Here is a 24,293-nt window from a genome sequence, read left to right as displayed (position 1 = left end):
TTCGAAAAAGAGATATCCCAGCCTTTCGTGCAAACGGCTGGCGGATATCTCTTTTTTTGTATACTCACGGTTCAGTAAGAGGACTGTGCTGCTGCTGCCGAAATGTATAGGATGGAAAATAGTTCGGGGCGTACAGAAAAAAATTCAGGCATAGGCACTTTTTGCAGGGCGCAAGTGTTATAGAGATAAACAAGTAAGGAGGTGCTGGCAACGTCACAGGAGCATTTAAGGGATATGAAACAGGTGGAGGCTGTAATCGAACAAGTTCAAAAGGGGGACCGGGAGCAATACGCCTGCATTGTCGAGATTTTTCAGCAGCCAATATACCGTTATTGCTGCCGTCTGCTTGGGAACAGGCAGGATGCGGAGGATGCTGTTCAGGACATTTTGGTAAAAGCCTATCAATCAATCAGAGGGTACAAGCCTGAAGTAAGCTTCTCCGCCTGGCTCTACCGGATTGCCGGCAATCATTGTCTTAATCTGCTGCGCCGACGCCGGCTGCAGGGGCATATTCTGCGGATCTTCCGGCCGGAGACGGTAGCTGCGAGCGCGGAGCAACAGATGGAAGCGCGGCTGTTTAGCCCTGCCCTGGAGTTAGCGCTGATGCAGCTGTCACTGGAGGAGCGGAATATTCTTGTGCTGCGGGTGTTTGAGGAGCTGACTTTTCAGGAGATGGGCCACATTCTGAACAGCAGTCCTAATGCGCTGCACAAGCGGATGGAACGGATTAAACGGAAAGTCAGGGAATTTATGCAGATAGAGGAGGGGATCTCTTGGAACGAACCGGAATCCATAGCGGGTACCAAGATATAATAGGAGCCGCTGCCCGTGAAGAGCAGTTGCCGAGCATTAACGTAACGGAGCGCGTAATGGCGCGGGTAAGGGGACTGGAGCAGGCCCGGAGCCGGAGCGGGATAAGATTTGCCGGCAAAACGGCTGCAACCTCAGGAATGCTGATCCTGCTGCTGCTGATCACAGTAACGGCTTACGCGGCCTCGGAGTACATCCAGATCCACAACAAGGCGGGAGTGGTCAAGGTGCAGCATCTTTCTAAGGATCTTTTTCCGAAAGGAGTGTCCTCTTATTACAAGTATGAGCAGAAGCTGATGAATTTTGCCAAACCGGATGAGCAAATCGCCTATTATGTCAGAGGAGAGCAAACCTCTGAGGAGACGGGGAGTATGCTGCAATTTGCCTACAAGGAGCAGCGTATAAAAGAATATTCCGCCTTTCTGAAACAAATGAACACAAAAAAATCGCCTGTTATACTTCCCAAGACAGCCGGAGGGTATGCTTTTAAATACGGCACGTTACATCCCCAAATTCCGCCAGAGGCAGAACGGGACAGCAACCCGTTCTACCGTCAGACGCTGAGTGAGCTAGTTGACGAAGCGAAACAGGATAAGAAGCGGAATTTGTTCATGAGGGTGGTGCCTTGGACCGAGACGGGATCTGTGGGCGCAGAATATACCAAGCAAGGAGCTACTGTCGGTATCTGGGCCAATTTTCTTAATGGTGGTGATATGACGGTATATCAGGAGCCGGAGAACACGCCAGAGAAGATTAAGGTAGACGGGCGGGAAGTGATCTATAATCATGTGGTCAGACCGGGGGTGGTCACCTACCATTATCTGACCTGGTACAACGAAGGGCAGGATTCGTATTATACGCTTACGACCTATGGGAAACAAGAGTTGACTAAGGAAAAGCTGCTGGAGCTGGCTGGTGAATTGATGAAGGGCGGTCTGTAATCGGGAGGCAGAAGCTCCGGTATGGCAGATGAATGGAAAATAAATCACAACGAACTTGTTCTCCAGATCATGTGGAGAACGGGTTCGTTGTTTTAAGTGTCTGGACTCACAGTCGGAGGTGTCCAGATGCGGATGCTCCACCAGCTCGCGAAAGTGGCCCGACTTATAGTAGATAACATTTCGTTATAGAAAAGAGGGATACGAGGACGATGGAGCTGTCTTCGTATCCCTCTTGGTATGTGATTATCCATAGGCTGGCGATGAAGAGTAGCCTCCTGAGGCCGCGTTACCCTTCCAGCAGCAACGCTTCCGGGTCCTCCAGCAATTCCTTGACCTTAACGAGGAAGCTTACAGCTTCGGAACCGTCCACGATGCGGTGATCGTAGGAAAGCGCGATGTACATCATCGGGCGGTTGGCGCTTCTTTCTTCGTCCAGGGCGATCGGACGGAGCTGGATCTTGTGCATGCCGAGGATACCGACCTGCGGCGTATTGAGAATCGGCGTGGACAAGAGCGAGCCGAACACGCCGCCATTGGTAATGGTGAACGTGCCGCCCTGCAGCTCCTGCAGGCTGAGCGTGTTGGCGCGTGCTTTGGAGGCGAGCTCGCCGATCCGCCGTTCGATCTCAGGGAAGCTGAGCCGGTCCGCATCGCGGACGACCGGTACAACCAGCCCTTCCTTGGCAGCGACGGCGATGCCGATGTCATAATATTTCTTGAGCAGCAGATCCTCGCCGTCGATCTCGGCATTCAGCAGCGGATAGGCTTTGAGCGCGCCGATCACGGCCTTGGTGAAGAAGGACATGAAGCCCAGTCCGACTTCATGCTTCTCTTTGAAGGCATCCTTGCGGCGCTTGCGGATGTCGAGGATGGCAGTCATGTCCACCTCGTTGAAGGTGGTCAGCATGGCCGCGGTCTGCTGCGCTTCGACCAGACGGCTGGCGATCGTCAGCCGTCTGCGCGACATGCGCTTGCGCTCCACGGCCTTGCCGTCCTCTTGCTGCGGCGCTTTGCCCGCCGCAGCTTTGGCAGGCTCCGGCTTGCCCTGCGGCGCCGGAGACACGGGCGCAGCGGCCCTTGGGCCGGCTGCGCCATGGTCCTTCACATCGGCCTGGCCAATCCGGCCGATAGGGTCGCGGGCACTGACCTCGCCGAGGTCGATGCCCCGCTCCCGCGCGAGCTTGCGCGCCCCCGGCGAAGCCAGGGCCGCATTGCCCGTCGCACCTTCGGGTGCGGCGGCAGGAACGGCAGCGTCCGAAGACGCTGCCACAGGTGCGGCAGCGGCAGGTGCAACGCTGCCTGTAGCAAGTGCCGCCTCGGGCTTGCCGCCCGCAGCGGCCTGCGGCGCACTTCCGGCAGCAGCGTCTGCGCTGCCGATCACGCCGATAGCCTCGCCAACGGCTACATTCTCGCCGGCCTGGCGCAGGATGGAGGAGATGACGCCGTCCTCCTCCGCGCTGATTTCAAGATTGACCTTGTCGGTTTCAAGCTCAGCAAGCACATCCCCCTGGCCGACAGTATCGCCCTCTTTAACCAGCCATTTGTAGATCGTTCCTTCGGAAATGGATTCGCCCAGATCGGGTACTTTAATTTCGGACACAGGCCCTTACCTCCCCAAATATAATAGTTAACGTTATCGTGACACCGTCCCCTTTCAGGAGGACGGTACAGCCGCTTGTACTTGCGAATTTAGTTTCAGGGCTTCCGTAACTATACGCCGCTGTTCAAAGCTATGCACATCAGCGTAACCGCTGGCCGGGCTGGAACGTTCCGGACGGCCGATATACTGCACTTTGACATTCTGCGGGGCGATGGCGCGCAGCCGTGGTTCGGCATAACTCCAGCCGCCCATATTCTTAGGTTCTTCTTGTACCCAGATGATTTCCTGCAGGGAGCGGAAGGTGCTCAGATGAGCGGCCAGTTCCCGTTCCGGGAACGGATAGAGCTGCTCCAGCCGCAGAATGTGCAGCCAGGACCAATCCTGCCCCTTGGCTGACTCCAGCTCGGTCTGCAGGTCGATAGCGACCTTCCCACTGCAGACAACCAGCCGTTTAACCTCGCCGGGCTTGCTGCCCAGAAGCGGGTCCGGCAGGACCGGCTGGAAGCTTCCCGAAGCCAGCTCGGCTCCCGGGGAAGTGCTGCGTGTGTTGCGGATCAGGCTTTTCGGAGCCATGACCACCAGCGGGCGGGCATCCGATTTGCCGCAAAGGCCAGCTTGGCGGCGGAGAAGATGGAAATACTGCGACGCACAGGTCAGATTGGCTACAGTCCAGTTCTCTTCAGCCGACAGCTGCAAGAACCGTTCCAGCCTTCCGCTGGAATGCTCTGGCCCCTGGCCTTCGTAGCCGTGCGGCAGCAGAATCGCCAGGTTGCTGCGTTGGGTCCATTTGGCGCGTCCGGCAGCAATGAACTGGTCGATAATGACCTGTCCGGCGTTGGCGAAATCACCATACTGCGCTTCCCAGATGACAAAGGTTTCCGGGGCAAACACGTTATAGCCGTATTCGTACCCGAGCACTGACGCTTCCGACAGCGGACTGTTATACACCCCGAAGGAGGCGCTGGAGTCCTTAAGCTGATGCAGCGGAGAGAAAAGTGCCCCTGTGTCACTGTCATGCAGCACCAGATGGCGGTGCGCGAAGGTGCCACGCTGGGAGTCTTGGCCGCTGAGGCGAATCGGTGTGCCATCCTTCAGAATCGTAGCGAAGGCGAGGGCTTCTGCGAGTGCCCAGTCCACACGTTCTCCATCATTCAAAGCGTCTTTGCGGCGCTGCAGAATCCGCTCCAGCTTCGGATAGACCTGGAAGCCGTCCGGCACCGACAGCAGCTCCCGGTTAATTTCCTGCAGGTTGTCAAGCGGAACCGCTGTAGGACGCTGCGGCATACGTGCGCTGTCCAGTGCAACTGAGGTTTTGGCCTCCGCGTTTTTATGCTTGCCTTCCTTCATCTTATCAAAGGCTTGCTGCAGTACGCCTTCAGCTTCGGCGTTCATTACCGTAACGTCTTCTGCCGTGATAACTCTCTCCTCCTGCAGCCGTTCCGCGTACACTTTGTATACAGTAGGATGATTGCGCACTTTACCATAAACAATCGGCTGTGTCGTTTCCGGATCATCCATTTCATTATGTCCATGGCGGCGGTAGCCGATCAAGTCGATTACGAAATCCTTCTTGAACAGATTGCGGTAGGCGCTGGCCAGACGGACGGCGGCAATGCAAGCCTCCGGATCATCGGCATTGACATGCACAATCGGAATTTCATAGCCCTTAGCCAAGTCACTGGCATAGTGGGTAGAACGGGAATCCTCACTTTCCGTCGTGAATCCGATCCGGTTATTGACGATAATATGCACCGTACCGCCGTTCTGATAACCTTTAAGCTTGCCGATATTAAGGGTTTCGGCCACGATGCCTTCACCCGGGAAGGCAGCATCGCCATGCATCAGCACAGCCATGGCTTTATTCGTATTTAGCTTAGGCAGACCCGGAGTGCTGCGGTCTTCCTGGGCCGCACGCGTGAAGCCCTCAACCACCGGATTGACGAATTCCAAGTGGCTCGGATTGTTGGCCAGTGTGATCCGTGTACGGACGGTTTCCCCTTCACGGACGGCGCGGTCAGCGCCGAGATGATATTTCACATCGCCGGTCCAGCCGTAGTTGATGCCCATGGAGCCTTCGGAAGGGAACAGCTCCTTGTTCGGCGAATGATGGAATTCCGAGAAAATAATATCATAAGGTTTGCCCAGGATATGAGCCAGGACGTTAAGCCGTCCGCGATGCGCCATACCCATCAGGATATGTTCGGCACCGTCATGAGCAGCAGCACGCACGATTTCATCCAGCATTGGCACCAAGGCGTCATTGCCTTCCAGGCTGAAGCGTTTCTGGCCGACAAAGGTTTTATGAAGGAAAGTTTCGAACTGCTCTACCTGAATCAGCCTTTTCAGCAATTCTTTGCGCTCTGTGTTGTTTAGAGGCGCGGGAGAGCTGGTAGATTCCGCCTGGCTGTTCAGCCAGCGCAGCTCCTGCTCGTCACGCACATGCCCGAATTCATAGGCAATGGTCTGCGTGTAGGCCTGGCGCATCCGGTGAACGGCATCCCAGGCCGTATGAACGTCACTCGGGGCATTCTCCCAGATCAGCGAGGCGGGCATAGCCATTAAATCCTCGCGGGTCAGATCATAGGTTTCGTACTCCAAATATTTCGCCATCGGATTGTTTCCCCGGTCCAGCGGGTCGATATTGGCGGCCATATGGCCATGTATACGGATATTGGCGATCAGCTTGGATGCCCTTACGGCCTTTCTAAGCCACTCAGTATCTCCTGAAACCACAGGCAGCGGTGCCTGTTCGGCATCGGGAGCCAATGGAGGGGGGCCGGAAAGGGTGAAGAGATCGCGGTAATTATGCTCTACTAAAGTTGGATCTTTTACAAATTGCTCATATTTCTCTTGGATGTAACCCAGATTGGGTCCGTAATACTTGCTCCACACAGTTTCGTTATAGGGATCTTTGACTGCCATGAATACATCCTCCTAACGGATGAACTCCATGCGCGCCAAAATTTCGCCGGCGCCCTTGTGGAGCTTCGATGTTTGCGGTTTCATTCCTCATCTTATTGTGCAACTTTCAAGGCGGGTAATCAATTCATACTTTGGTTGAATCCGTTCGCAAAACGGTATGATTCAGTGCCTAATTCATACAGAACTATTATAAGTTTGGTTTCTTAACTATATGAAAATGATGCGGCGGTGTGATTGAAATGAACGAAATAAAAATGTTGTTTTCACTTTTCATATATACATACATAGATAAAGAGGCTTGTTCTACAATTTTTTAGGATTCTCGAGTAATTCGTACAAGTAGTTGGCAAAATAATCAATTATTTTCCGTTTCTAATTATACAATATTCCCATAAATCGACACACTTTTCGTGTAAGATATTGTATAATGTTATGGCGGATAACGGTTTCATGAATTTCTAGCCAGATCCTTTCATGTAAAGGATCCAGTAAAGGGTAAACCTGCCGAAAGACAGGGGCACAAAGTCTCGGGTCTAATGTAGAAATACTACGACGGCCGGACTGCCTGGGGACGCGTAATCTTAGGAGGAGATTTCTTGGATAAGTCCAACCAGGGGAACAACGGAGAACTGCAGACAGTTGATCTGGATTTAGAATGGGTCTATTTGCTGATGTCGGCTAAGCAGGCGGGCATCAAAGTGGATGAAATCCGCCAATTTTTTAATGAGAAGACTTTGCAGGCAATGTAGCGGTTGGTTGTTAAAAGTTTTTGTACATACAGAAAGGGCACAGCGGATCTCTCCGCTGTGCCCTTTCTGTATGACCGGCAGTAGAAGGAACCCGCATGAATCAGGAATCCTTCTGCTCCAGCCGCCATTTTTGATAGTCCAAGAACTCTTTGAATTCCCGCTTGCTTATACCCGAAGCCATAGCTTCCAGTACGAGCCGGGACCATTCTCCATCCAGAGGTGACTCCTGCACATCGGAAGGCTCGCCGTAAAGCAGCGCATGAATGGACACCTGAAGTGCGTCAGCGATTTTTTCAATAAATTGAATAGAGGGGTTAGATTGTATATTTCTTTCCACATTGCTTAAGTATGATTTCGCCACATCAGCCTTATCCGCAAGCTCCGAAAGAGACAAGCCTTTTTCCAGACGGAGATGGTGGATGCGACTTCCCATATTATCTGGCACGATAAAAACGCCCCTCCGTACTTTTTGTTACAGTATAACAAATAACCGGAAGACGGACAAAGCACTATAGAATCAGTTCCAGTATGAATGATCCCCCTTTTATGTCGTTTCCACTCCAAATCCCCATTATTTTTGTTCCCTCTGCGGTATCATTTAGATTTTTCATGCGAAAACGTTCGTTAAAAAGTACGATAAGCTGAGGGAAATGAAGCTAAAAGCAGAATATCAACTATAAATCGTTCTTTATTAAGAATATTGCAACAAAATGAGATTTTTGATTTGTAGGAGTAATGGCATATACTTACGTCATAGTTCTTAATAACGAACAAATAACGTTCGTCATAAAGGCTGGGTGTTAATAGATTACCTTGTTTGCAGGAAATTGCAAGCAGCTAAAGGAGAGGCTCCTGTGAGGCTTTCACGTTCTTCCCGGAATAGAAACATCCGTCGGTATACGCTTCCCCAAATTGCAGGGATCGTAGTGATTTCGGCTTATGGCATCGGCCAAATTACAACGCCCACGTATGCATTGCTGACTAACGTCGCAGCAACCGAATCCTCCAATATCACCACAGCATTTGTGTTTCCAAGCACGGTCGATCATATTGCCAACCAAGCCAGCGAAGCGATGAAGCTTGCTGCCTGGCAGCGTGAAGCGGCGAGAGAGGTGCTAGCGGAGATAACGGATAAGAATACGGACTCGGAGACCGCAGAGGGACGTATTGGAGGTATTCAAGAGGCTGCTGCACAAACGCGTGAGGCTGCGGCCGGCGCGGCTGCTTTTTTAGCTGAGCTTCAAGGCTATCTAACACGCTCGCAATTAGAGCTGGAGCAGCAAGTCAATGAAGTGAACCAGAGACTTTCTCCATATGAGGTCGATTTTAATCAATTAACAGCCGCACAAAATAACGATATCCCGGTATTCGAACAATTGCTCAGCCAAGCCAATCTAACACTGGGCGAATTTCAGGAGATGGTTAGAAAGCTAAGCTCCATCAGAAGAGTGGACGCTTATGTGCAGGCTGCCTATCATCAGGCATCGACCGCGGCCGAACAGGCTAGGAGTTATGCGGACGAAACCTCGTTGATGCATACGGAGGCCGCTGACGTGATCCAAGGACTGAAAGAGGCTGAAAAGAAGGCGAAGCTCGAAGCGGAAGAAAAGGCGAAGCTCGAAGCTGAGAAAAAGGCGAAGCTCGAAGCCGAGGAGAAAGCGAAACTCGAGGCTGAGAAGAAGACGAAGCTCGAAGCTGAGGAGAAAGCGAAGCTCGAAGCCGAGGAGAAGGCGAAACTCGAAGCCGAGGAGAAGGCGAAGCTCGAAGCTGAGGAGAAAGCGAAGCTCGAAGCTGAGGAGAAGGCGAAACTCGAAGCTGAGGAGAAAGCGAAGCTCGAAGCTGAGGAGCAAGCAAAGCCTGATAAGACTGCTGAGCCTGAAGCCCCTGCCCCGGACGCGAATCCTGACAGCATAACGGTAAAAATAGGCGAAAAGCAAGGCGTATTCTAAACAAGGCGGTGCTCTCCAGTGATACTTAAATGGACTCGTAACCTATTGATGTATGCATTAATTCTCATTTTTCTACTTACGCTGGTATCTGCAATCACTAGCCGGATGAATGGCGGAACGCCCAAGATTCTGGGCAAGGAAATTCTAACGGTGCTCTCCGGCTCCATGGAGCCTGGAATCCAGACGGGGGCTGTCATTGCCGTCAAACTGGTGAGTGAACAGAGTCAGGGATCTTTTAAACCAGGAGATGTAATCACTTACAAAGCTCTGGATGGATCAAACAGCCTGATTACCCACCGCATTGTCAGCGTGCTCGGCTCGGGAGAAAACACCCAGTATATCACCAAAGGCGACAATAACGATGCGCAGGATGCAGATCCTATTCCTTCGAGTAATGTTGTTGCACAGTATGCGGACTTTACCGTTCCGTTTCTGGGGTATTTCATGAACTGGGTAAAATCGACCGCCGGGATTATTGTCGTAATGGTTATTCCGGGGATTTTCCTCGTCATCTCTTCCCTTATTACAATCTTCAAATCGATCATGCGCATGGAGGATCCTGTAGAGGTGCAGCTTGCGCCCGGAGAATCCCCGCCTGTTACGAACGGTTGATGCTTCTCCTAACGTGGTTAGGGAAGATTCAATAAATAATTCATAACATACTCCATTCATGGAGATCCAGGAGGAGATAAATAACAATGGCAAATCTCAAAAAAACAATGGCAATGGCAATGGCGACTACAGCACTGGGGGCAACATTAATTGCCGGGGGATCCTTCGCTATCTTTACGAGTTCCGCACAGAATACAGGCAATACGTTTGCTGCTGGCACGCTCAAGATTGAACTGGATAAGAAGGATGAAGCTCAGCAGAAATATTTCAACATCACAAATTGGGCTCCGGGAGATTCTGAAATCCAGCCAGTAGTAGTTAGCAACAAAGGAACACTTGAGCTGCGTTATGATCTCTCGCTGGCTGTAGGCGGTGACCTCGGCGGCGGAGCAACCCCGCTGGTCATTACCGCATATTCTGATGCGGCTGGAACGGTACCGCTTACCGTTGCCGACCGTGTGCTTGCTGTGGGCGGATCGGAGACGATTTATGTCAAAGCTGAGTTCCCGAAAGCAGCTGACAACAGCTACCAAGGCAAGTCGGGTACAGCCTCCATTAAAGTAGATGCAGAGCAGACTAAAAATAACTAAGCACTATAACGAACGGATCTATAACTAAAAATCAAATAAAAAGGGGGCTGCCCCCCTTTTTTAATAAGGAGAGCTTACTTCAATGATGAAAAAGAAAAAAATGCTGATTGCCGCATTTTCCTCCGTGGTGCTGCTCTGCGCCGCCATTGGTGGAGGCACGTATGCCTTGTTCACCAGCTCCGCCCAAAACACCGGCAACACCTTTGCTTCCGGTACGTTGTCCTTAAGTACTCACCGCAATGACGTGCCGGTTGAAGGCCCGATGTTCTATACGGGCGACTCCGATGCCGGACGCATGGGAACAGGATTGTGGGCACCGAAAGATACCCACACCCGCGCCATGCTGATCAAGAATACCGGAACGCTGGATGCCAAACTGACCGATCTGATTGCCATCCCGGAAGGAACACCTGCACAGCAGGCCGATGCGCTCGCATTCGGTGAGCAAGCGGTAGTTACTGTAGCCGCTTTGGCTGCACCAGGCGGCGTTACTCTTAATGCTGATGCACTCAATGAGGTGAACGATGCTGCGGACCGGCTGTTCAAATCGTTGATTAACGGTCCTTCCTTCCTGAAGGCACTGGCACGCAACGGACAGGAAGCCTTTGCGATTGCCAGAGAAGCCGTGCTCGACTGGACATACCGCGTAGACAATAACGGCCAGACTGTACTGGTCAGCGTTTCCGATGCTTATGTAGGTTCACTTAAGGATTTGTACAACAGCGGGGCAGGCCGGGATGCCAACCTCCCGAACCTGATTCTTCCTGCCAAGAAGACGATGCATCTAGCCTATAACGTGACTTTTGTTGATGATACGGGTCTCGGCTTTGATAATGACAGTCTGCAAGGCAAATCGGTTAACTTCACCTTCAAGAACAACTTTGAGCAGGTGAAGAATAATTAGAATCAGGAATAGAACATAAAAGGAGCGTCATCTCCGGCTTCATGAACCGGAGATGACGCTCCTTTTGGTCTGCGAATGAGGATATGAGGCTTATGGCAGCTTCTCGCCGCGCGAGCTGACATACAGGTCGTACCATTCCTTGCGCGTAAGCTCCAGCTTGTCCGCACCCGCGCAGGCGGCGATCCGCTGCGGATTCACCGTCCCGATTACCGGCTGGATGGCCGCAGGATGAGTCATCAGCCAAGACAGGACAATCACTTCAGGGGTGGTGTTCTTCTGTTCGGCGAGCGTTTGGACCATAGCCGCCGTGTTCACGACACTCTCAGGCTGGCCTGTAAGTGAACGCCCGCTGAATAGGCCTTGGGCCAGCGGACCCCAGGCCTGTAGCTGGATGTTCTGCGTCCGGCAGTATTCCAGGGTACCTTCGGGAAAAGTGATGTCTTTCCAAGGTTCGCGGTTTACGCTGACCATAGCATCCAGCCAGCTTATTTTGGCCAGGCTCATGTGCAGCTGGTTCACGACGAATGGTTCGTCACAATAATGCTCCAGCAGCCGGATCTGGGCGGCACTCATGTTGGAAACGCCGAAGTGACGCACCTTTCCCGCCGCTTTGAGTTTATGCAGCGCTTCAGCTACTTCTTCGGGGTCCATAAGCGGATCGGGACGGTGCAGCAGCAGAATATCAATATACTCCGTGCCCAGCCGGGAGAGGGTTCCGTCGACACTCTTCAGAATATGCTCCCCGGAGAGGTCGAAGCTATTAGAGGTATCGCCTGGCTCTATCAGCTTGATGCCGCATTTGGACTGGATAATGATCTCGTCCCGCAGTCCGGGGCGGTCTTTGAAGAGCTGTCCGAATACCTTCTCCGCTTTTCCGCGGGTATAGATATCTGCATGATCAAAAAAGTTGATTCCAATGGACAGTGCGGCCTCGACAGCCTCATGTCCCTGCTTTACATGTTCGGTAGTGATTGGCTCATGGTCCCAGCCTCCGCCCAGTCCCATGCAGCCCAGAGCAATGCGGCTGGCTGGAATCCCGCGCGTATGCAGTGGTAGCGTTTTCAAAAATAATATCCCTCCGTGAAATAGGATTAACGTTATATCGAATATTGTACACCTTTAGAAACCGGTATGGTATTTTTTGTCGCTGGAGCAGCCCTATATATCCGCCTGGTGTTCAGTTGCAGTTGCTCGTTAATAAACGGTTTTGACCTGTGTTAAACAGCAAAGAGGCCCCTGAGGGCCTCCATTGTATAACGTTTATTGCAAATCGAGCGGTGTTCCAATGTCACTGAGCTTGCGGGCGGCTACGTCGTCATAGAGCCGCTTAAGCCACTTCAGCTCAGTGAGGTTATGCTCGTATCTGCCGTACATCAAGTGCAGCGCGGACCGGGGGACGATGGAGATATGCTCCTCGTACACCTGATAAGCATAATTGACCTGATGCTCAACTTCGCGTATCCGCTCCTGCAGCAGCTTCTCCACCTTGCCCTGATCGATGTGCCGCGAGAGCGCAAGGGCCATGTACAGCGGGTGAAAGACCTGATCGGTCTTCTTGATCTGCTGAATGACAAGCTGTTCGAACAGGGCTTTGCCCTTATCGGAAATCCGGTAGATGGTCTTATCCGGGCGGTCGTTGCTGGAGATGGTCTCTACAGCTTCGATATGTCCCTCCTGTGCCAGTTTATCAACGGCGTAGTATAGCGATCCCATCTGCAGCTTTATCATCCGGTCATACATGCGCTCTTTCATTACGAGTGTAATCTCATAGGGATGCCTGTCCTTCTCCAGCAGCAGCCCGAGAATGACCATCTTCATGGACATTTCCGCTTACCCTCTTCCGCCCGAAGGCTGAGTTTCCTTACTGTGATCGGTGAGCCGGTCTTTGGGCATCAGCAGTACAAAAGCCAGACCCAGCACCGCCGGAATCAGCGCCCACATAAAGGTGTGGGCAATTGAGCTGGACAATGCGCCGGTAATCTTCTCCAGTACCGGAGCCGGAATTTGCGCTCTGGCTTCCGGTGTCAGGGCGGCGCGTGGATCGCCGAACGAGGAAGCTTCGGCACCACCGCCAAAGGCATCACTAAGGCTGCTTGTGAATCCGTTGCGCTGGATAATTCCGAAGATGGTAATGCCCAGCGTCATGCCCAGAGAACGCATGAAGGTACTGGTAGAAGTAGCGGAACCGCGCTGGCGCATCTCGAAATGATGAATCGAGGACATGCTGAGCACGGAGAAGGAGAAGCCTACACCGAAGCCGGTCAGCGCCATAAATACATTAAGCAGCAGGCGGGAAGTATCCGGCGACAAGGTGCTTAGGGAGAAGACGCCTGCCACAAAGAAAACGGCTGACAGCATCATAATATTGCGGAAGCTGGTTTTGGTGGTGAGCAGTCCCCCGGTCTGGCTGCCGATTACCGTGCCGATCATCATCGGCATCAGAATCAGTCCCGAGTTGGTGGCGGAACCTCCATATACACCCTGTACATAAATCGGGATATACACGGTAGCTACGATAAAGGCCGAGCCGTAGAATAAACCGATGATGCTGCTCGTTGCAAACAACTTCTTGCGGAACATGGCGAAGGATATAATCGGTTCGGCTGCTGTCCGTTCTATAAAGAGGAACGCAATCAGCAGTACTGCGAAGCCGGCGAATAAGCCAAGGATGACCGGGGAGTCCCAGGCATATTCATTGCCGCCCAGCTCAAGGGCGAACATCAGGCAGATGACAGAGCCTACAAGGGTAAAAGCTCCACCCCAGTCGATCCGCTGCTTCGCATGGGAGACGGATTCCTTATAGAACATGGAGATCAGAATAAAAGCGACAATGCCGATCGGCAGGTTGATATAGAAGATCCACTGCCAGCCTACATACTCAGTAATGTAGGCCCCGAGCAAAGGGCCGATTACGCTGGATATGCCGAAGACGGCACCGAAAAGTCCGGTCAGCTTGCCTCTTTTTTGCGGCGGATAAATATCAAATACGATAGTGAAGGCGATTGGCATAAGTGCGCCGCCGCCCACGCCTTGAATAGCGCGGTAGATGCTAAGCTGCGTGATGCTGGTTGCGATCCCGCAGAGTGCCGAGCCGGCCAGAAACACGACGAGGCCAAAAATGAAGAAACGTTTGCGCCCGTACATATCGGACAGCTTGCCGAAGATCGGCGTTCCGGCCATGACCATGACCATATAAGCCGAGGTGACCCAGACGATTTTATCGAGTCCGCCAAGATCGGAAACAATAGTACCCATAGCTGAGGCAACAATGGTATTGTCCATAGCGGACATTAGAATACCAAGCAGCAGACCGACAACTACGAGTTTGAGATTGCTTTCTTTAGTGTGCATGCTTCGCAGGCTCCTTTTTGTAAAGTTAATGATTTCCTTAAGAAAAAACGGCAAGTGGAAACAGAACTCATTATATTCAAATTTGAATAGGTGAGCAAGAATTATTTTTTTATTGTGGTCAGGATTGGGGGCTTCTAGACGAGGGAACAAAAAAAGAGCTTCGGCCGGAGAACTCTGCAACTATATAGCTGCATCTCCGGCGCGAAGCTCTCGGGCTTCAATATAGGTAATGAAAAATTCAGTCAGTTCAGGGTCGAATTGGCTTCCCGCACAGGCTCTCAGCTCAATGATTGCCTCTTCCACGGACTTGGTTGGCTGGTAGGGCCTTTCCGTAGTCATGGCGTCAAAGGAATCGATAATGGTCAGCATCCGGCACAAGCGGGGGATTTCTTCGCCCTTAAACCCGTAGGGATACCCCTTGCCGTCATACCGTTCATGATGCAGCTCAATGTAAGGGGCGAGATCCTTGAATTTGTCATTGGTGAGCGCCATTTTTTTGCCCCAGGTGACATGCCATTTGACCATTTCCCACTCCTCAGGCTCCAGCTTGTCTTTCTTGTTGAGGATACCCCACGGAATTTCCAGCTTGCCGATATCATGGATCAGCGCACCGAGTGTGAAGTGTCTTTTGGAAAGGGCGTCGATGTCGAGCAGCTCACTGATATCCATCGCATAGCGGAATACGCGTTTGGAGTGGCGGAAGGTCTCCATATCCTTATACATAAACAGGTTCAGCTGCTGCTCGATGTCGCGTACATCCTGGCTGAAGTCAAGCTCCTGCTCCAGCGAGGAGTAAGCTCCATACGTGTGTACTGTATTCTTGCCCTGGCGCTTGGAATAGTAGAGAGCCTGGTCGGCCTGGTCGACGAGCTGTGATTTATCGTGGATATCGCTGGTGCAGGAGGCAATGCCGGCGGAAAAGGCGAGGCAGCCAAGCGGGAAAATTTCAACGCCGTCGAACCGGCTGTTGTTCAGCTTTTTGCGCAGCTGGTCGATGTAGACACGGGCTTGCAGAATATCGTAGGCCGGCATGAGCAGTGTAAATTCCTCTCCGCCATAGCGGGAGGCAATAATCCCATGCTGCTGGGCTTCGCTCTTAAGCGTCTCACCGACAAATGCGATCAGCTTGTCCCCCTGCAGATGGCCGAAATGGTCATTATATTTCTTGAAGTCGTCAAGGTCGATCATGGCGAGCGAAAGCGGAACGCCCGATGCCCTTGATTTCTGGATTTCCTGTTCCAAAGCTTCCTCAAAGTAGCTGTGATTGAATAGCCCGGTCCGCTGATCGGTATTGGCCCGTTCCTCAATGCTGCGGTACATGGAGAACAATCTCTTGAAGGAGTAGCAGAGCAGCGTGCTCAGGCACAAGAATAGGACAAGCCCGAAAAAGCTGTTATGGACGATCAGTACAACGAGAACCAGAGAAAGAACCAGTGTGCACAGATAAACGACGAAAGAATCTTTTATAATATCCTTAATTGTCTCATAAAGTGTGCCTTTATATATAATGTAGTAATATAGTCCGATCAACAGGGTGTTACCTATAAAATAGACCGCAAGTGTCATCAGATAAGCCGGCAGTTCGTCATTGATCAGCGGTCCAGGATGTCCCCCAAACCAATCAAAGGTGTAGGAAGAAAGACAGATCATAATGGAGTAAATCGAGAAATTCGTCAGGTGTTTCCACCAGCTGGTGCTTGTGTCAAAAAAGAAAAAGATCAGGCAGTTGAGAAGAAGAACAGTCAAAGTGGTAGAGCCGCCAAAGACAAAAATGCAGGCTAAATACACCGCTGATTCCATGGTCAGTTCATTGCCCTCCGGAGGAAGCTGCACCAGGGAAAAGGTGAGTATTAAACTGGCTCCGGTAAGCGCATAAATCCATACCCACCTTGGGGTTGGATATTGCAGAAATTCCAAATGATTGCTATACGTGAAAAGCGCTACTCCCAGAAGAGATATGAGCAGTGCATAGATATGGCCTGAATTAATATTGCCTGCAAACGTTTTAAGCTTGGTCATGATTACCCCTCTTTACTAACAAAATGTGCCTGTGTACATAATAATGGTTTTAGGGATAAATGGATAGTAATTTGCAAAGAAGCAGGCTGTTTTCAGCCTGCTTCTTGTGGAGGAACTAGTGTCCGCCGATTCTGAAACCCGAAGTAAGAGCGATAACTACGGAAGCTACAATAATAGCATTGATCGCAAGACGGGAATATTTGATGCCTTCCAGTTTCTTTTTCATGGGAACTCCTCCTTTCACTTGGTTAACGGCTTATCCCTGTACTTTGGGCAATGTTTTCAGGTCTGCAGCAGCCGGTGTCATGATCGACAGAATGTAGAGGAAAATCCCGAGATTCATCACTACATCTCCGATGCTGATCGCCTGGGTACGCGGATAAGGGCTGGACAAGGGGATGATATCGCCAAGAAACGGCAGGCGTGTTGAGGCGTCAAGCAGATAGTGCTTGGTCACCACATCGCCGCTCTGCAGCATCTCCAGATAAACCGGATCGAGTACAGAAGCCGCTTCAAAGGATACCGGCATTCTCCCTCCGTTGACGAGCATAACCAGGAAGTTAAGGAATACACCCGTCATAATGAGCCAAAATCCTTTGTTGTGCCGGTTCAACCATAAAAAAATCAGCCCAACCACATACACAGCGGTAAAGATATAACCGCTGGCTGCGGCTACAGTGGACGACCGCTCCTGAATATAATACATAAAAAATTGGAATACCAGTAGCAGCGGGAAGATCCATCCTGCCTTGAGCCGGATGTTGCTGAACTGGACAAGGCCGTGTCTTAAACCGCCCCGGAAGAACCCTACAATTAGACCAAGAATGATGCCATCGTAAACCATTAGCTTACCTGCCTCTGTTCAAGAATGGGAAATATGAAATAAATGGATTCCTGAGTCTTTCATTCGTTATACTTCGCCAAAACACCTTTTTTTAGGAAGATGATTTTTCTTGACATACCCATGGGGGGTATATTAAGATTAAGTAGCAGCCAGGATACAAGGAGGTGCGTAGATGGCGCCCAAAGAAGAGAAGCTGTCTCCTGAATCATGTGATAGCAGTTGTCATACCCCCGGAGAACGCAAGAGTCACCATTCACCGGAATTCAAGAATGGGCTCACGAACCGCCTCAACCGGATCGAAGGGCAGATTCGCGGCATCAAGGGCATGATTGAACGGGATACCTACTGTGACGATGTGCTTAACCAGCTCGCGGCAGTACAGGCTGCGTTGAACGGTGTCGGAAAGCTGCTGCTTGAAGGACATATGAAGAGCTGTATTATTGAGCGCATTGAAGCCGGTGAGCATGAGGTTATTGATGAGCTGCTGATCACGGTTAACAAGCTTATGAAATAAGGATTGTACGAAGTAGAATCAACGAAGTAAAGCTCACAAAACTGAGCGTATGCTTTCGAAGACAGTTTTGTACGAAGTAGAATCAATGAAGTAAAGCTCACAAAACTTTTAGGAGGTTTTTAATATGTCAAACGTAACGTTAACTGTAGAAGGAATGTCCTGTGGTCACTGTGTCAGTGCTGTGGAGAAAGCCGTAAGCGGTCTTGGCGCTGCCGCCAAAGTCGACCTGCCTGCGAAGACTGTCGCTGTTGAATACGATGAGAACAAGGTAAGCCTTAGTGCGATTAAGACAGCAATTGAGGACCAGGGATACGACGTGGTTTAAGTCGGATGAATGAATATGAGGCTTGGGGCGGGGGAACTTTGCAGGTTCCGTAGGCTTCAGCCTTTTCTTTTACACATTAATATACCCCTAAGGGGTATAAGGAGGCGCGGAGATCGTGGAGAAGACGACAGAATCCGGCCTGCAGCAGACAACGCTGCAGATTACCGGCATGACTTGCTCGGCTTGCGCGGCCCGGATCGAGAAGGGGCTGTCCCGGATGGAGGGGGTATCGCGGGCCAACGTCAACTTGGCGCTGGAGCAAGCGACAGTGGGCTTTGATCCAGCGGTAGCGGGATTGCCGCAAATTGAAGAGAAGATCCGCTCGCTGGGATACGATACGCTGAAGGAGTCGGCAGATTTTGATATTACAGGAATGACCTGTGCCGCTTGCTCGGCAAGGATTGAGAAGGTGCTTGGGCGCATGCCCGGAATCGCGGCGGTCAATGTGAATCTGGCCCTGGAGACGGCGCATGTGGAATATACACCGGGAAACATCAGCACGGCTGAGATCATGGAGAAAGTAAGCAGCATCGGATATAAGGCTGCGCTGAAACAGGACCGCAAGGACACGGCCGATCAGCGCAGCCAGGAAATTGTGCGCAAGCGGAATAAATGGATCATTTCCGCAGTTCTGTCCTTTCCCCTGCTCTGGGCGATGGCGGCGCATTTCTCCTTCACTTCATGGATTCCGGCACCGGATATACTGATGAACCCCTGGTTCCAGCTTGTGCTGGCGACCCCTGTGCAGTTCATTATCGGCTGGCAGTTCTATGTCAGCGCCTATAAGGCGCTGAAGAACGGCAGTGCCAATATGGATGTGCTGGTTGTTCTGGGCACCTCGGCTGCTTATTTCTATAGTCTGTACCTGACGATAGATTCCTTGTCGATGGCAGGTATGAGCCATTCGGTGGAGTTGTATTACGAGACCAGCGCGATTCTGATTACGCTGATTCTGGTCGGCAAATGGTTCGAAGCACTGGCCAAGGGCCGTTCCTCCGACGCCATTAAAAGCCTTATGGGCCTGCAGGCTAAGACGGCGCTGGTCATCCGTGATGGTGTTGAGCTCAGCATTTCTGTGGAAGAGGTCATTCCGGGAGATATTGTGCTGGTTAAGCCGGGAACCAAGGTGCCGGTAGACGGCGAGGTGGTCGAAGGGCTGTCATCTGTGGATGAGTCCATGCTGACGGGCGAGAGCATTCCGGTGGAGAAGAAGCCGGGAGATACTGTCATTGGAGCAACACTGAACAAGAACGGAATGCTGAAGATTAAGGCACTCAAAGTTGGCCGTGACACCGCCTTGGCGCAAATCATCAGAGTAGTGGAGGAAGCGCAAGGCTCCAAAGCTCCGATTCAGCGGATTGCCGATGTGATTTCCGGCATCTTTGTGCCGATTGTGGTCGTAATTGCAGCTGTAACCTTTGGAGTCTGGTATATCTGGGGAGCGCCGGGCCAGTTCGCCGATGCACTGGAGAAAGCCATTGCTGTACTGGTTATCGCCTGTCCCTGTGCACTGGGTCTGGCTACACCAACCTCCATTATGGCCGGATCGGGACGCGCGGCTGAATTCGGGATTCTGTTCAAGGGCGGCGAACATCTTGAAGCCGCACAGGGGATCAAGACCGTTGTACTGGATAAGACGGGAACTGTAACCAGCGGCAAGCCGGTGCTGACGGATATTATAACGACAACGGGAATCGCCGCACATGACAGAGTACTGGCCGAGAACCGGCTGCTGTCCGTTACGGCGGCTGCCGAGAAGCTGTCGGAGCATCCGCTGGCGGATGCCATCGTGGCCGGTGCTGCGGAAAGAAGCCTGGACCTGCCGGGTGCCGAGCAGTTTGAGGCGGTGCCGGGACGCGGCATTTCTGCGGTGGTTGACGGCCAGAGCATCCGTGTGGGAACACGGCGGATGATGGAAGAAAGCGGTGCAGACACCGGGCCATGGACCGGGCTGATGCAGAAGCTGGAGCAGGAGGGCAAGACGGCGATGCTAGTATCCGTGGATGGGGCCATTGCCGGGATTGTCGCGGTTGCCGATACCATCAAGGATACTTCGCGGGCTGCCGTAGCCAAGCTGCATGATATGGGCATTGAAGTGGTCATGATTACGGGAGACAACAAGCTGACAGCCGAAGCCATTGCCGGGCAGGCCGGCATCCGTACGGTGCTGGCCGAGGTGCTGCCGGAAGGGAAGGCTGCCGAGATCCGCAGGCTGCAGAGCGGGGGAACCAAGGTGGCGATGGTCGGGGACGGCATTAATGATGCCCCTGCCCTGGCCACTGCCGATACCGGTATGGCTATTGGTACCGGTACCGACGTAGCGATGGAAGCAGCGGATATTACCCTCATGCGGGGCGATCTGATGAGCATTCCGGATGCGATCCTGATGAGCCGCAAAACCATGACCAATATTAAGCAGAATTTGTTCTGGGCGCTTGCTTACAATACCATTGGGATACCGATTGCTGCGCTGGGCTTTCTGGCGCCATGGCTTGCCGGTGCGGCAATGGCCTTCAGCTCTGTATCGGTCGTGCTGAATGCGCTGCGGCTGCAGCGGGTCAAGCTGTAAATCTCATGATTTTCTCCACTGGGGAATGCTCCATTCTTGGAGCTGAACGGACAAAAAAGCCGCCGGGCGTTAAGCCCCGGCGGCTTTCTTACGTCCTAGACGGTTGGTGCCAATAACTCCTGCAATAATAAGGAACGATCCGATCCAGTGATACACAGTGATGTTTTCCCCGAGAAAGACCGCCCCGGCCGCAATGGAGACGATGGTCGAGAGATTGGTGAACACACTCATAAGGGAAGCTTCGATTTTGGACAAAATATAAGTTGATGTTAGGGTGGTGACGAGCGACGCTATAATACCCAAATAAAGGGTAGACAAGATAAAGGTGCTACTGCTGAGCGGTTTGAAGAAATCGCCAAGCGTGCCGCTGGACACATGTCCGGTAAGCGAAATGATCAGGAATGTGGCGAAGCCAATCCCCATCATTAAATAGCTGAGCTCAGCGGGGCTGAAATGCTTGGAGAGTGACCGGGCCAGTACGCTGTATCCGGCAAAGGCCAGACAGGTCAGGAATAACAACACAATCCCGGTCATGTTGGACAGATTAATACTGCTCCCTTTCATGACAAAGATGAACACAACGCCGAATACAGACAGGAAGATACACAGCTTCTGCAGAAGTGTCGTGCGCTCTTTCAAGAATATAGAGGCGATGATCATCGTCACAACCGGGGTGAAAGAATAGAGAATTCCTCCCTCGGCAGAGGTGGCATGCTGGAGTCCGAATACCTGAAGGGTGAAGAATCCGAGCGGGTACATGGCTGCCAGCAGCAGCGCTTTACCAATCGGCTTGCCGCTGTAGGATATTTTGACCCAGCCGAAGGCGACCGGAATCGACATCACTATAAACGAAGCCGCGAAGCGGTAGGTCAATGTATCGAGCGGTCCGGCATGACCGAGCGCTACTTTGGTGAATAAGAATGAGAATCCGATAATAACAGCGTTAAGCACGGCAAATATATAAGCCAGCTTAAGTCCCTTTTGCGGCATAGTAGCATCTCCTTTTCGTTAACAGGACAGGATCGTCTAAACGTCTTATCTGTTACTTTAAAATTAAAGGGAAATGCCTGCGCGAACAATACTGTTTTTCCATGACTGTACCGATACAGTTCGTTGATTGCTATATAATGAATAAAGACGAATAGTGGTAACATTAACTTACAGTTAGTGTAGAAGGCCATTCAGGAGGCGCATCATGAAAAAGTATCTTTCGGTCTTGTCCGACATGGAAAACCGGATCAGAGAGGGGCAATACAACCCGGGGCAAAAACTGCCTTCTGTGCGTAGCAGCGCAGATTTCTACGGCTGCAGCATCAGTACTATTCTGCGGGCATACGGGGAGCTGGAAAGGCAACATGCGATTTATTCTATTCCGCAGAGCGGATACTACATGGTTGAAAGGTCTGAAGACGCGGGACCTGCCAGGGGCAGTGAGACGATTGATTTTGCCTCGGCCTCGCCCGATCTGAATGTGTTCCCGTATTTGGATTTCCAGCATTGTCTCAACAAAGCGATTGACAGGCACAAATACCACTTGTTCACCTATGGAGATGCGCTGGGACTGGGTACGCTGCGCCAGACTCTTGTGCCCCATTTGGCCGAATATCAGGTCTTTGCCAAGGTAGGACAGATCATCATCACTTCGGGAACCCAGCAGGCGCTGGAGGTGCTGGCCAAGATGCCATTTCCGAATGGCGGGACAGAAATCCTTGTTGAACAGCCCGGATATGATCTGTACCTGCGTTATTTGGAGGCGGAGGGGATGCCGGTGAGCGGGATTGCCCGTTCGGCAGCCGGCATTGATCTGCGGGAGCTGGAGGAGAGGTTCAGCGGCGGGGGAATCAAATTCTTTTATACCATGCCCAGATATCATAATCCGCTCGGAACCTCTTTCAGTACGGAGGAACGGAAAGCCATTGCCCGGTTGGCCGGCAAATACGATGTGTACATCGTTGAGGATGATTATATGGCAGATCTGGGTGCAGAGCGGCGCTTTGACCCTATTTATGCGTATGACCAGACTTCACATGTTATTTATTTGAAAAGCTATTCCAAAATCATTTTTCCGGGTCTCCGGCTGGGTGCGGCTGTTGTGCCGGAAACCCTGTTTAAGACATTCTGCGCGTATAAAGGATACACGGACAATTCGTTATTGTCCCAAGCGGCCCTTGAGGTGTATATCAGGAATGGCATGTATGAGCATCACAAGCACAAAATAAAAGCTCTGTATGCCGAAAGAATCAGCGCAATGTACGAGGCGCTCCAGCGGCACAATACGGAAGGACTGATTGAAGTGTCTTCGGACAGCTCCGGGATCTACATGCAGTATAAGCTGCCGGAGACAGTGAATTTGGATCGTGTGGTCAAGCGGCTCGCGCAGAGAAAGATCAGCGTCGTATCAGGCAAGGGATTCTATATGACCGGTTACGGGAACCGGGAGAAGTTTATGCGGATCAGCATTTCGCGTGCCCGGCTGGACCAGATCGACGAAGGCGTCAAGGCTATTGTCCAGGAAGTGAAGCGCGGGGGCGGATGGTAAAAGTGAGGCCTGTATTCATTTGTTTATGCACTGATTTGTGTTCATAATATACTTGAAGTCCAGAAAAGAACGAAGTGCTAATAAGGAGAAAAGAGAGGCGAACAGATCATGAAACCGAATAACGAAACCCTTGAATTATTAAATCAGCATGTCTCCGTCCGCCAGTACCTGGACAAGCCGGTAAGTAAAGAACAGCTTGCTGCCATCATCGGCGCAGGCCAGATGGCTTCGACCTCCAGCAATGTCCAGGCTTATAGTGTCATTGCAGTCACTGAGCCCGGGCTTAAAGCACAGCTTGCCGCCCTCTCGGGCAATCAGGCTTATATCGAGCAGTGTCCGGTCTTTCTGGTCTGGTGTGCCGATCTGTACCGGCTGCATGAAACAACGGCACCCTATTTGCAATCAGCCGAATCCTTCGATTCCACTGAAAATTTCATTGTTGCCACCGTTGACGCAGCGCTTGCGGCGCAGAACGCTGCCATTGCCGCAGAATCGCTAGGCATGGGCATCGTCTACATCGGCGGAGTCCGCAACAATATCGCCGAATTGTCGGAGCTGCTGAATCTGCCTGAACGGGTTTATCCGGTATTCGGCATGTGTCTCGGCTATCCTGCCGGGGCCTCAGGACTTCGTCCGCGTCTTCCGCTGGAAGCTGTACTGCACCGGAACGGCTATGACAAGGCCAAAACTGCCGCGCAGGTTGCAGCTTATGACGAAGTGTCGAGTGCCTATATGCGCGAGCGGACGGGCGGACAGAGTGATGCACCCTGGTCGGCTATGATGGCTAAACGGTTCGCGGAGCCGGCCCGCATGCATATGAAGGAATTTCTGCAGGAAAAGGGATTTATGCAAAAATAGCATGGTTATAAGCTTCTTGAAGCGATGCAAAGAGCCTCATGCCAAATGCTTGCCGTTTGGTGCGGGGCTTTTTGCTATGCGTTTATGGCAAGGTGACAGTTGTCATCTCAAAGGAATGACAGTCCATACTGATCTTATTTCCCCGTTTTTTATACCATAGAAATATAGATCAGGGCTTAAGATACGGGGGGAACGGA

The 24,293-nt window shown here is 51.8% G+C and carries 21 protein-coding genes and 1 riboswitch; of the genes, 12 read left to right on the top strand and 9 right to left on the bottom strand.

Going from position 1 to position 24,293, the window contains the following annotated elements; all coding sequences use genetic code 11:
- The first annotated feature begins 234 nt into the window (after positions 1-234).
- The gene (locus tag ACQ76X_RS09885; RefSeq protein WP_438493380.1) at positions 235-813 is read left to right on the top strand and encodes an RNA polymerase sigma factor; all 579 of its coding nucleotides are present in this window, start codon (positions 235-237) and stop codon (positions 811-813) included.
- Positions 774-1,751 (top strand): hypothetical protein, encoded by a 978-nt coding sequence (locus tag ACQ76X_RS09880; RefSeq protein ID WP_438493379.1) that lies wholly within the window; start codon positions 774-776, stop codon positions 1,749-1,751. Before ACQ76X_RS09885 ends, ACQ76X_RS09880 begins: the two co-directional genes overlap by 40 nt.
- A 286-nt stretch (positions 1,752-2,037) precedes the next feature.
- Here the strand turns inward: ACQ76X_RS09880 and odhB are convergent, their stop codons facing one another.
- Positions 2,038-3,351 carry a 2-oxoglutarate dehydrogenase complex dihydrolipoyllysine-residue succinyltransferase gene (gene odhB / locus ACQ76X_RS09875; protein ID WP_438493377.1) on the bottom strand — a complete coding sequence of 438 codons (1,314 nt, stop codon included), beginning with the start codon at positions 3,349-3,351 and terminating at the stop codon, positions 2,038-2,040.
- Between the two features lie 54 nt (positions 3,352-3,405).
- The gene (locus ACQ76X_RS09870) at positions 3,406-6,273 is read right to left on the bottom strand and encodes a 2-oxoglutarate dehydrogenase E1 component (protein WP_438493375.1); all 2,868 of its coding nucleotides are present in this window, start codon (positions 6,271-6,273) and stop codon (positions 3,406-3,408) included.
- Between the two features lie 484 nt (positions 6,274-6,757).
- A riboswitch (cyclic di-GMP riboswitch) is annotated at positions 6,758-6,842 on the top strand.
- Between the two features lie 27 nt (positions 6,843-6,869).
- Here ACQ76X_RS09870 and ACQ76X_RS09865 point away from each other — a divergent pair.
- A complete protein-coding gene (locus ACQ76X_RS09865; RefSeq protein ID WP_438493373.1) occupies positions 6,870-7,022 on the top strand; it encodes an anti-repressor SinI family protein in 153 nt (50 codons plus the stop codon).
- Between the two features lie 100 nt (positions 7,023-7,122).
- Here the strand turns inward: ACQ76X_RS09865 and ACQ76X_RS09860 are convergent, their stop codons facing one another.
- Complete coding sequence (locus ACQ76X_RS09860) at positions 7,123-7,455, bottom strand: helix-turn-helix domain-containing protein (RefSeq protein ID WP_038585105.1); 333 nt, start codon at positions 7,453-7,455, stop codon at positions 7,123-7,125.
- A 421-nt stretch (positions 7,456-7,876) separates the two neighbouring features.
- Between ACQ76X_RS09860 and ACQ76X_RS09855 the strand changes: the two genes are divergently transcribed.
- The 4 genes from ACQ76X_RS09855 (at position 7,877) to ACQ76X_RS09840 (ending at position 11,077) form a co-directional block, all read left to right on the top strand.
- The gene (locus tag ACQ76X_RS09855; RefSeq protein ID WP_438493371.1) at positions 7,877-8,971 is read left to right on the top strand and encodes a hypothetical protein; all 1,095 of its coding nucleotides are present in this window, start codon (positions 7,877-7,879) and stop codon (positions 8,969-8,971) included.
- Positions 8,972-8,989: 18 nt separating this feature from the next.
- Positions 8,990-9,583, top strand: a complete 594-nt coding sequence (gene sipW / locus ACQ76X_RS09850) for a signal peptidase I SipW (RefSeq protein ID WP_438493369.1) — start codon at positions 8,990-8,992, stop codon at positions 9,581-9,583.
- A gap of 86 nt (positions 9,584-9,669) precedes the next feature.
- Positions 9,670-10,173, top strand: a complete 504-nt coding sequence (locus tag ACQ76X_RS09845) for a TasA family protein (protein WP_052091759.1) — start codon at positions 9,670-9,672, stop codon at positions 10,171-10,173.
- Positions 10,174-10,255: 82 nt separating this feature from the next.
- Complete coding sequence (locus ACQ76X_RS09840) at positions 10,256-11,077, top strand: TasA family protein (RefSeq protein ID WP_438493367.1); 822 nt, start codon at positions 10,256-10,258, stop codon at positions 11,075-11,077.
- Between the two features lie 90 nt (positions 11,078-11,167).
- Here the strand turns inward: ACQ76X_RS09840 and ACQ76X_RS09835 are convergent, their stop codons facing one another.
- The 5 genes from ACQ76X_RS09835 to ACQ76X_RS09815 form a co-directional block, all read right to left on the bottom strand.
- Complete coding sequence (locus ACQ76X_RS09835) at positions 11,168-12,142, bottom strand: aldo/keto reductase (RefSeq protein WP_438493365.1); 975 nt, start codon at positions 12,140-12,142, stop codon at positions 11,168-11,170.
- Between the two features lie 195 nt (positions 12,143-12,337).
- Positions 12,338-12,901, bottom strand: coding sequence for a PadR family transcriptional regulator (locus ACQ76X_RS09830; RefSeq protein WP_438493363.1), 564 nt, complete (start codon positions 12,899-12,901; stop codon positions 12,338-12,340).
- Positions 12,902-12,907: 6 nt separating this feature from the next.
- Complete coding sequence (locus ACQ76X_RS09825; protein WP_438493361.1) at positions 12,908-14,428, bottom strand: MDR family MFS transporter; 1,521 nt, start codon at positions 14,426-14,428, stop codon at positions 12,908-12,910.
- A 180-nt stretch (positions 14,429-14,608) separates the two neighbouring features.
- Positions 14,609-16,447, bottom strand: coding sequence for a bifunctional diguanylate cyclase/phosphohydrolase (locus ACQ76X_RS09820; protein ID WP_438493360.1), 1,839 nt, complete (start codon positions 16,445-16,447; stop codon positions 14,609-14,611).
- A 256-nt stretch (positions 16,448-16,703) separates the two neighbouring features.
- On the bottom strand, positions 16,704-17,291 hold the full coding sequence (locus tag ACQ76X_RS09815; RefSeq protein WP_038585121.1) for a DUF5317 domain-containing protein: 588 nt from the start codon (positions 17,289-17,291) through the stop codon (positions 16,704-16,706).
- Between the two features lie 172 nt (positions 17,292-17,463).
- On the opposite strand from ACQ76X_RS09815, the gene ACQ76X_RS09810 reads away from it, so the two are divergent.
- The 3 genes from ACQ76X_RS09810 to ACQ76X_RS09800 all read left to right on the top strand — a co-directional run bounded on the left by ACQ76X_RS09810 (position 17,464) and on the right by ACQ76X_RS09800 (position 20,699).
- On the top strand, positions 17,464-17,805 hold the full coding sequence (locus ACQ76X_RS09810; protein ID WP_438493358.1) for a metal-sensitive transcriptional regulator: 342 nt from the start codon (positions 17,464-17,466) through the stop codon (positions 17,803-17,805).
- A gap of 124 nt (positions 17,806-17,929) precedes the next feature.
- A complete protein-coding gene (locus ACQ76X_RS09805; protein ID WP_038585127.1) occupies positions 17,930-18,130 on the top strand; it encodes a copper ion binding protein in 201 nt (66 codons plus the stop codon).
- A 115-nt stretch (positions 18,131-18,245) separates the two neighbouring features.
- The gene (locus ACQ76X_RS09800; RefSeq protein ID WP_438493355.1) at positions 18,246-20,699 is read left to right on the top strand and encodes a heavy metal translocating P-type ATPase; all 2,454 of its coding nucleotides are present in this window, start codon (positions 18,246-18,248) and stop codon (positions 20,697-20,699) included.
- Positions 20,700-20,768: 69 nt separating this feature from the next.
- On the opposite strand, the gene ACQ76X_RS09795 is transcribed toward ACQ76X_RS09800, so the two are convergent.
- Positions 20,769-21,689 carry a DMT family transporter gene (locus ACQ76X_RS09795; RefSeq protein WP_438493353.1) on the bottom strand — a complete coding sequence of 307 codons (921 nt, stop codon included), beginning with the start codon at positions 21,687-21,689 and terminating at the stop codon, positions 20,769-20,771.
- Positions 21,690-21,894: 205 nt separating this feature from the next.
- Here ACQ76X_RS09795 and ACQ76X_RS09790 point away from each other — a divergent pair, with 205 nt between their 5' ends.
- Positions 21,895-23,238 (top strand): PLP-dependent aminotransferase family protein, encoded by a 1,344-nt coding sequence (locus tag ACQ76X_RS09790; protein ID WP_438493351.1) that lies wholly within the window; start codon positions 21,895-21,897, stop codon positions 23,236-23,238.
- A gap of 108 nt (positions 23,239-23,346) precedes the next feature.
- Positions 23,347-24,096: an oxygen-insensitive NADPH nitroreductase gene (gene nfsA / locus ACQ76X_RS09785; protein WP_438493350.1), complete on the top strand. Its 750-nt coding sequence runs from the start codon at positions 23,347-23,349 to the stop codon at positions 24,094-24,096.
- Positions 24,097-24,293: the final 197 nt, after the last annotated feature.

Origin of the sequence: Paenibacillus sp. IHBB 3054 (genome assembly GCF_051594305.1) — a bacterium.
Lineage (GTDB): Bacteria > Bacillota > Bacilli > Paenibacillales > Paenibacillaceae > Paenibacillus_AQ.
The sequence above is the reverse complement of the archived record's forward strand: the minus strand, read 5'-3'. Positions and strand labels throughout refer to the sequence as shown.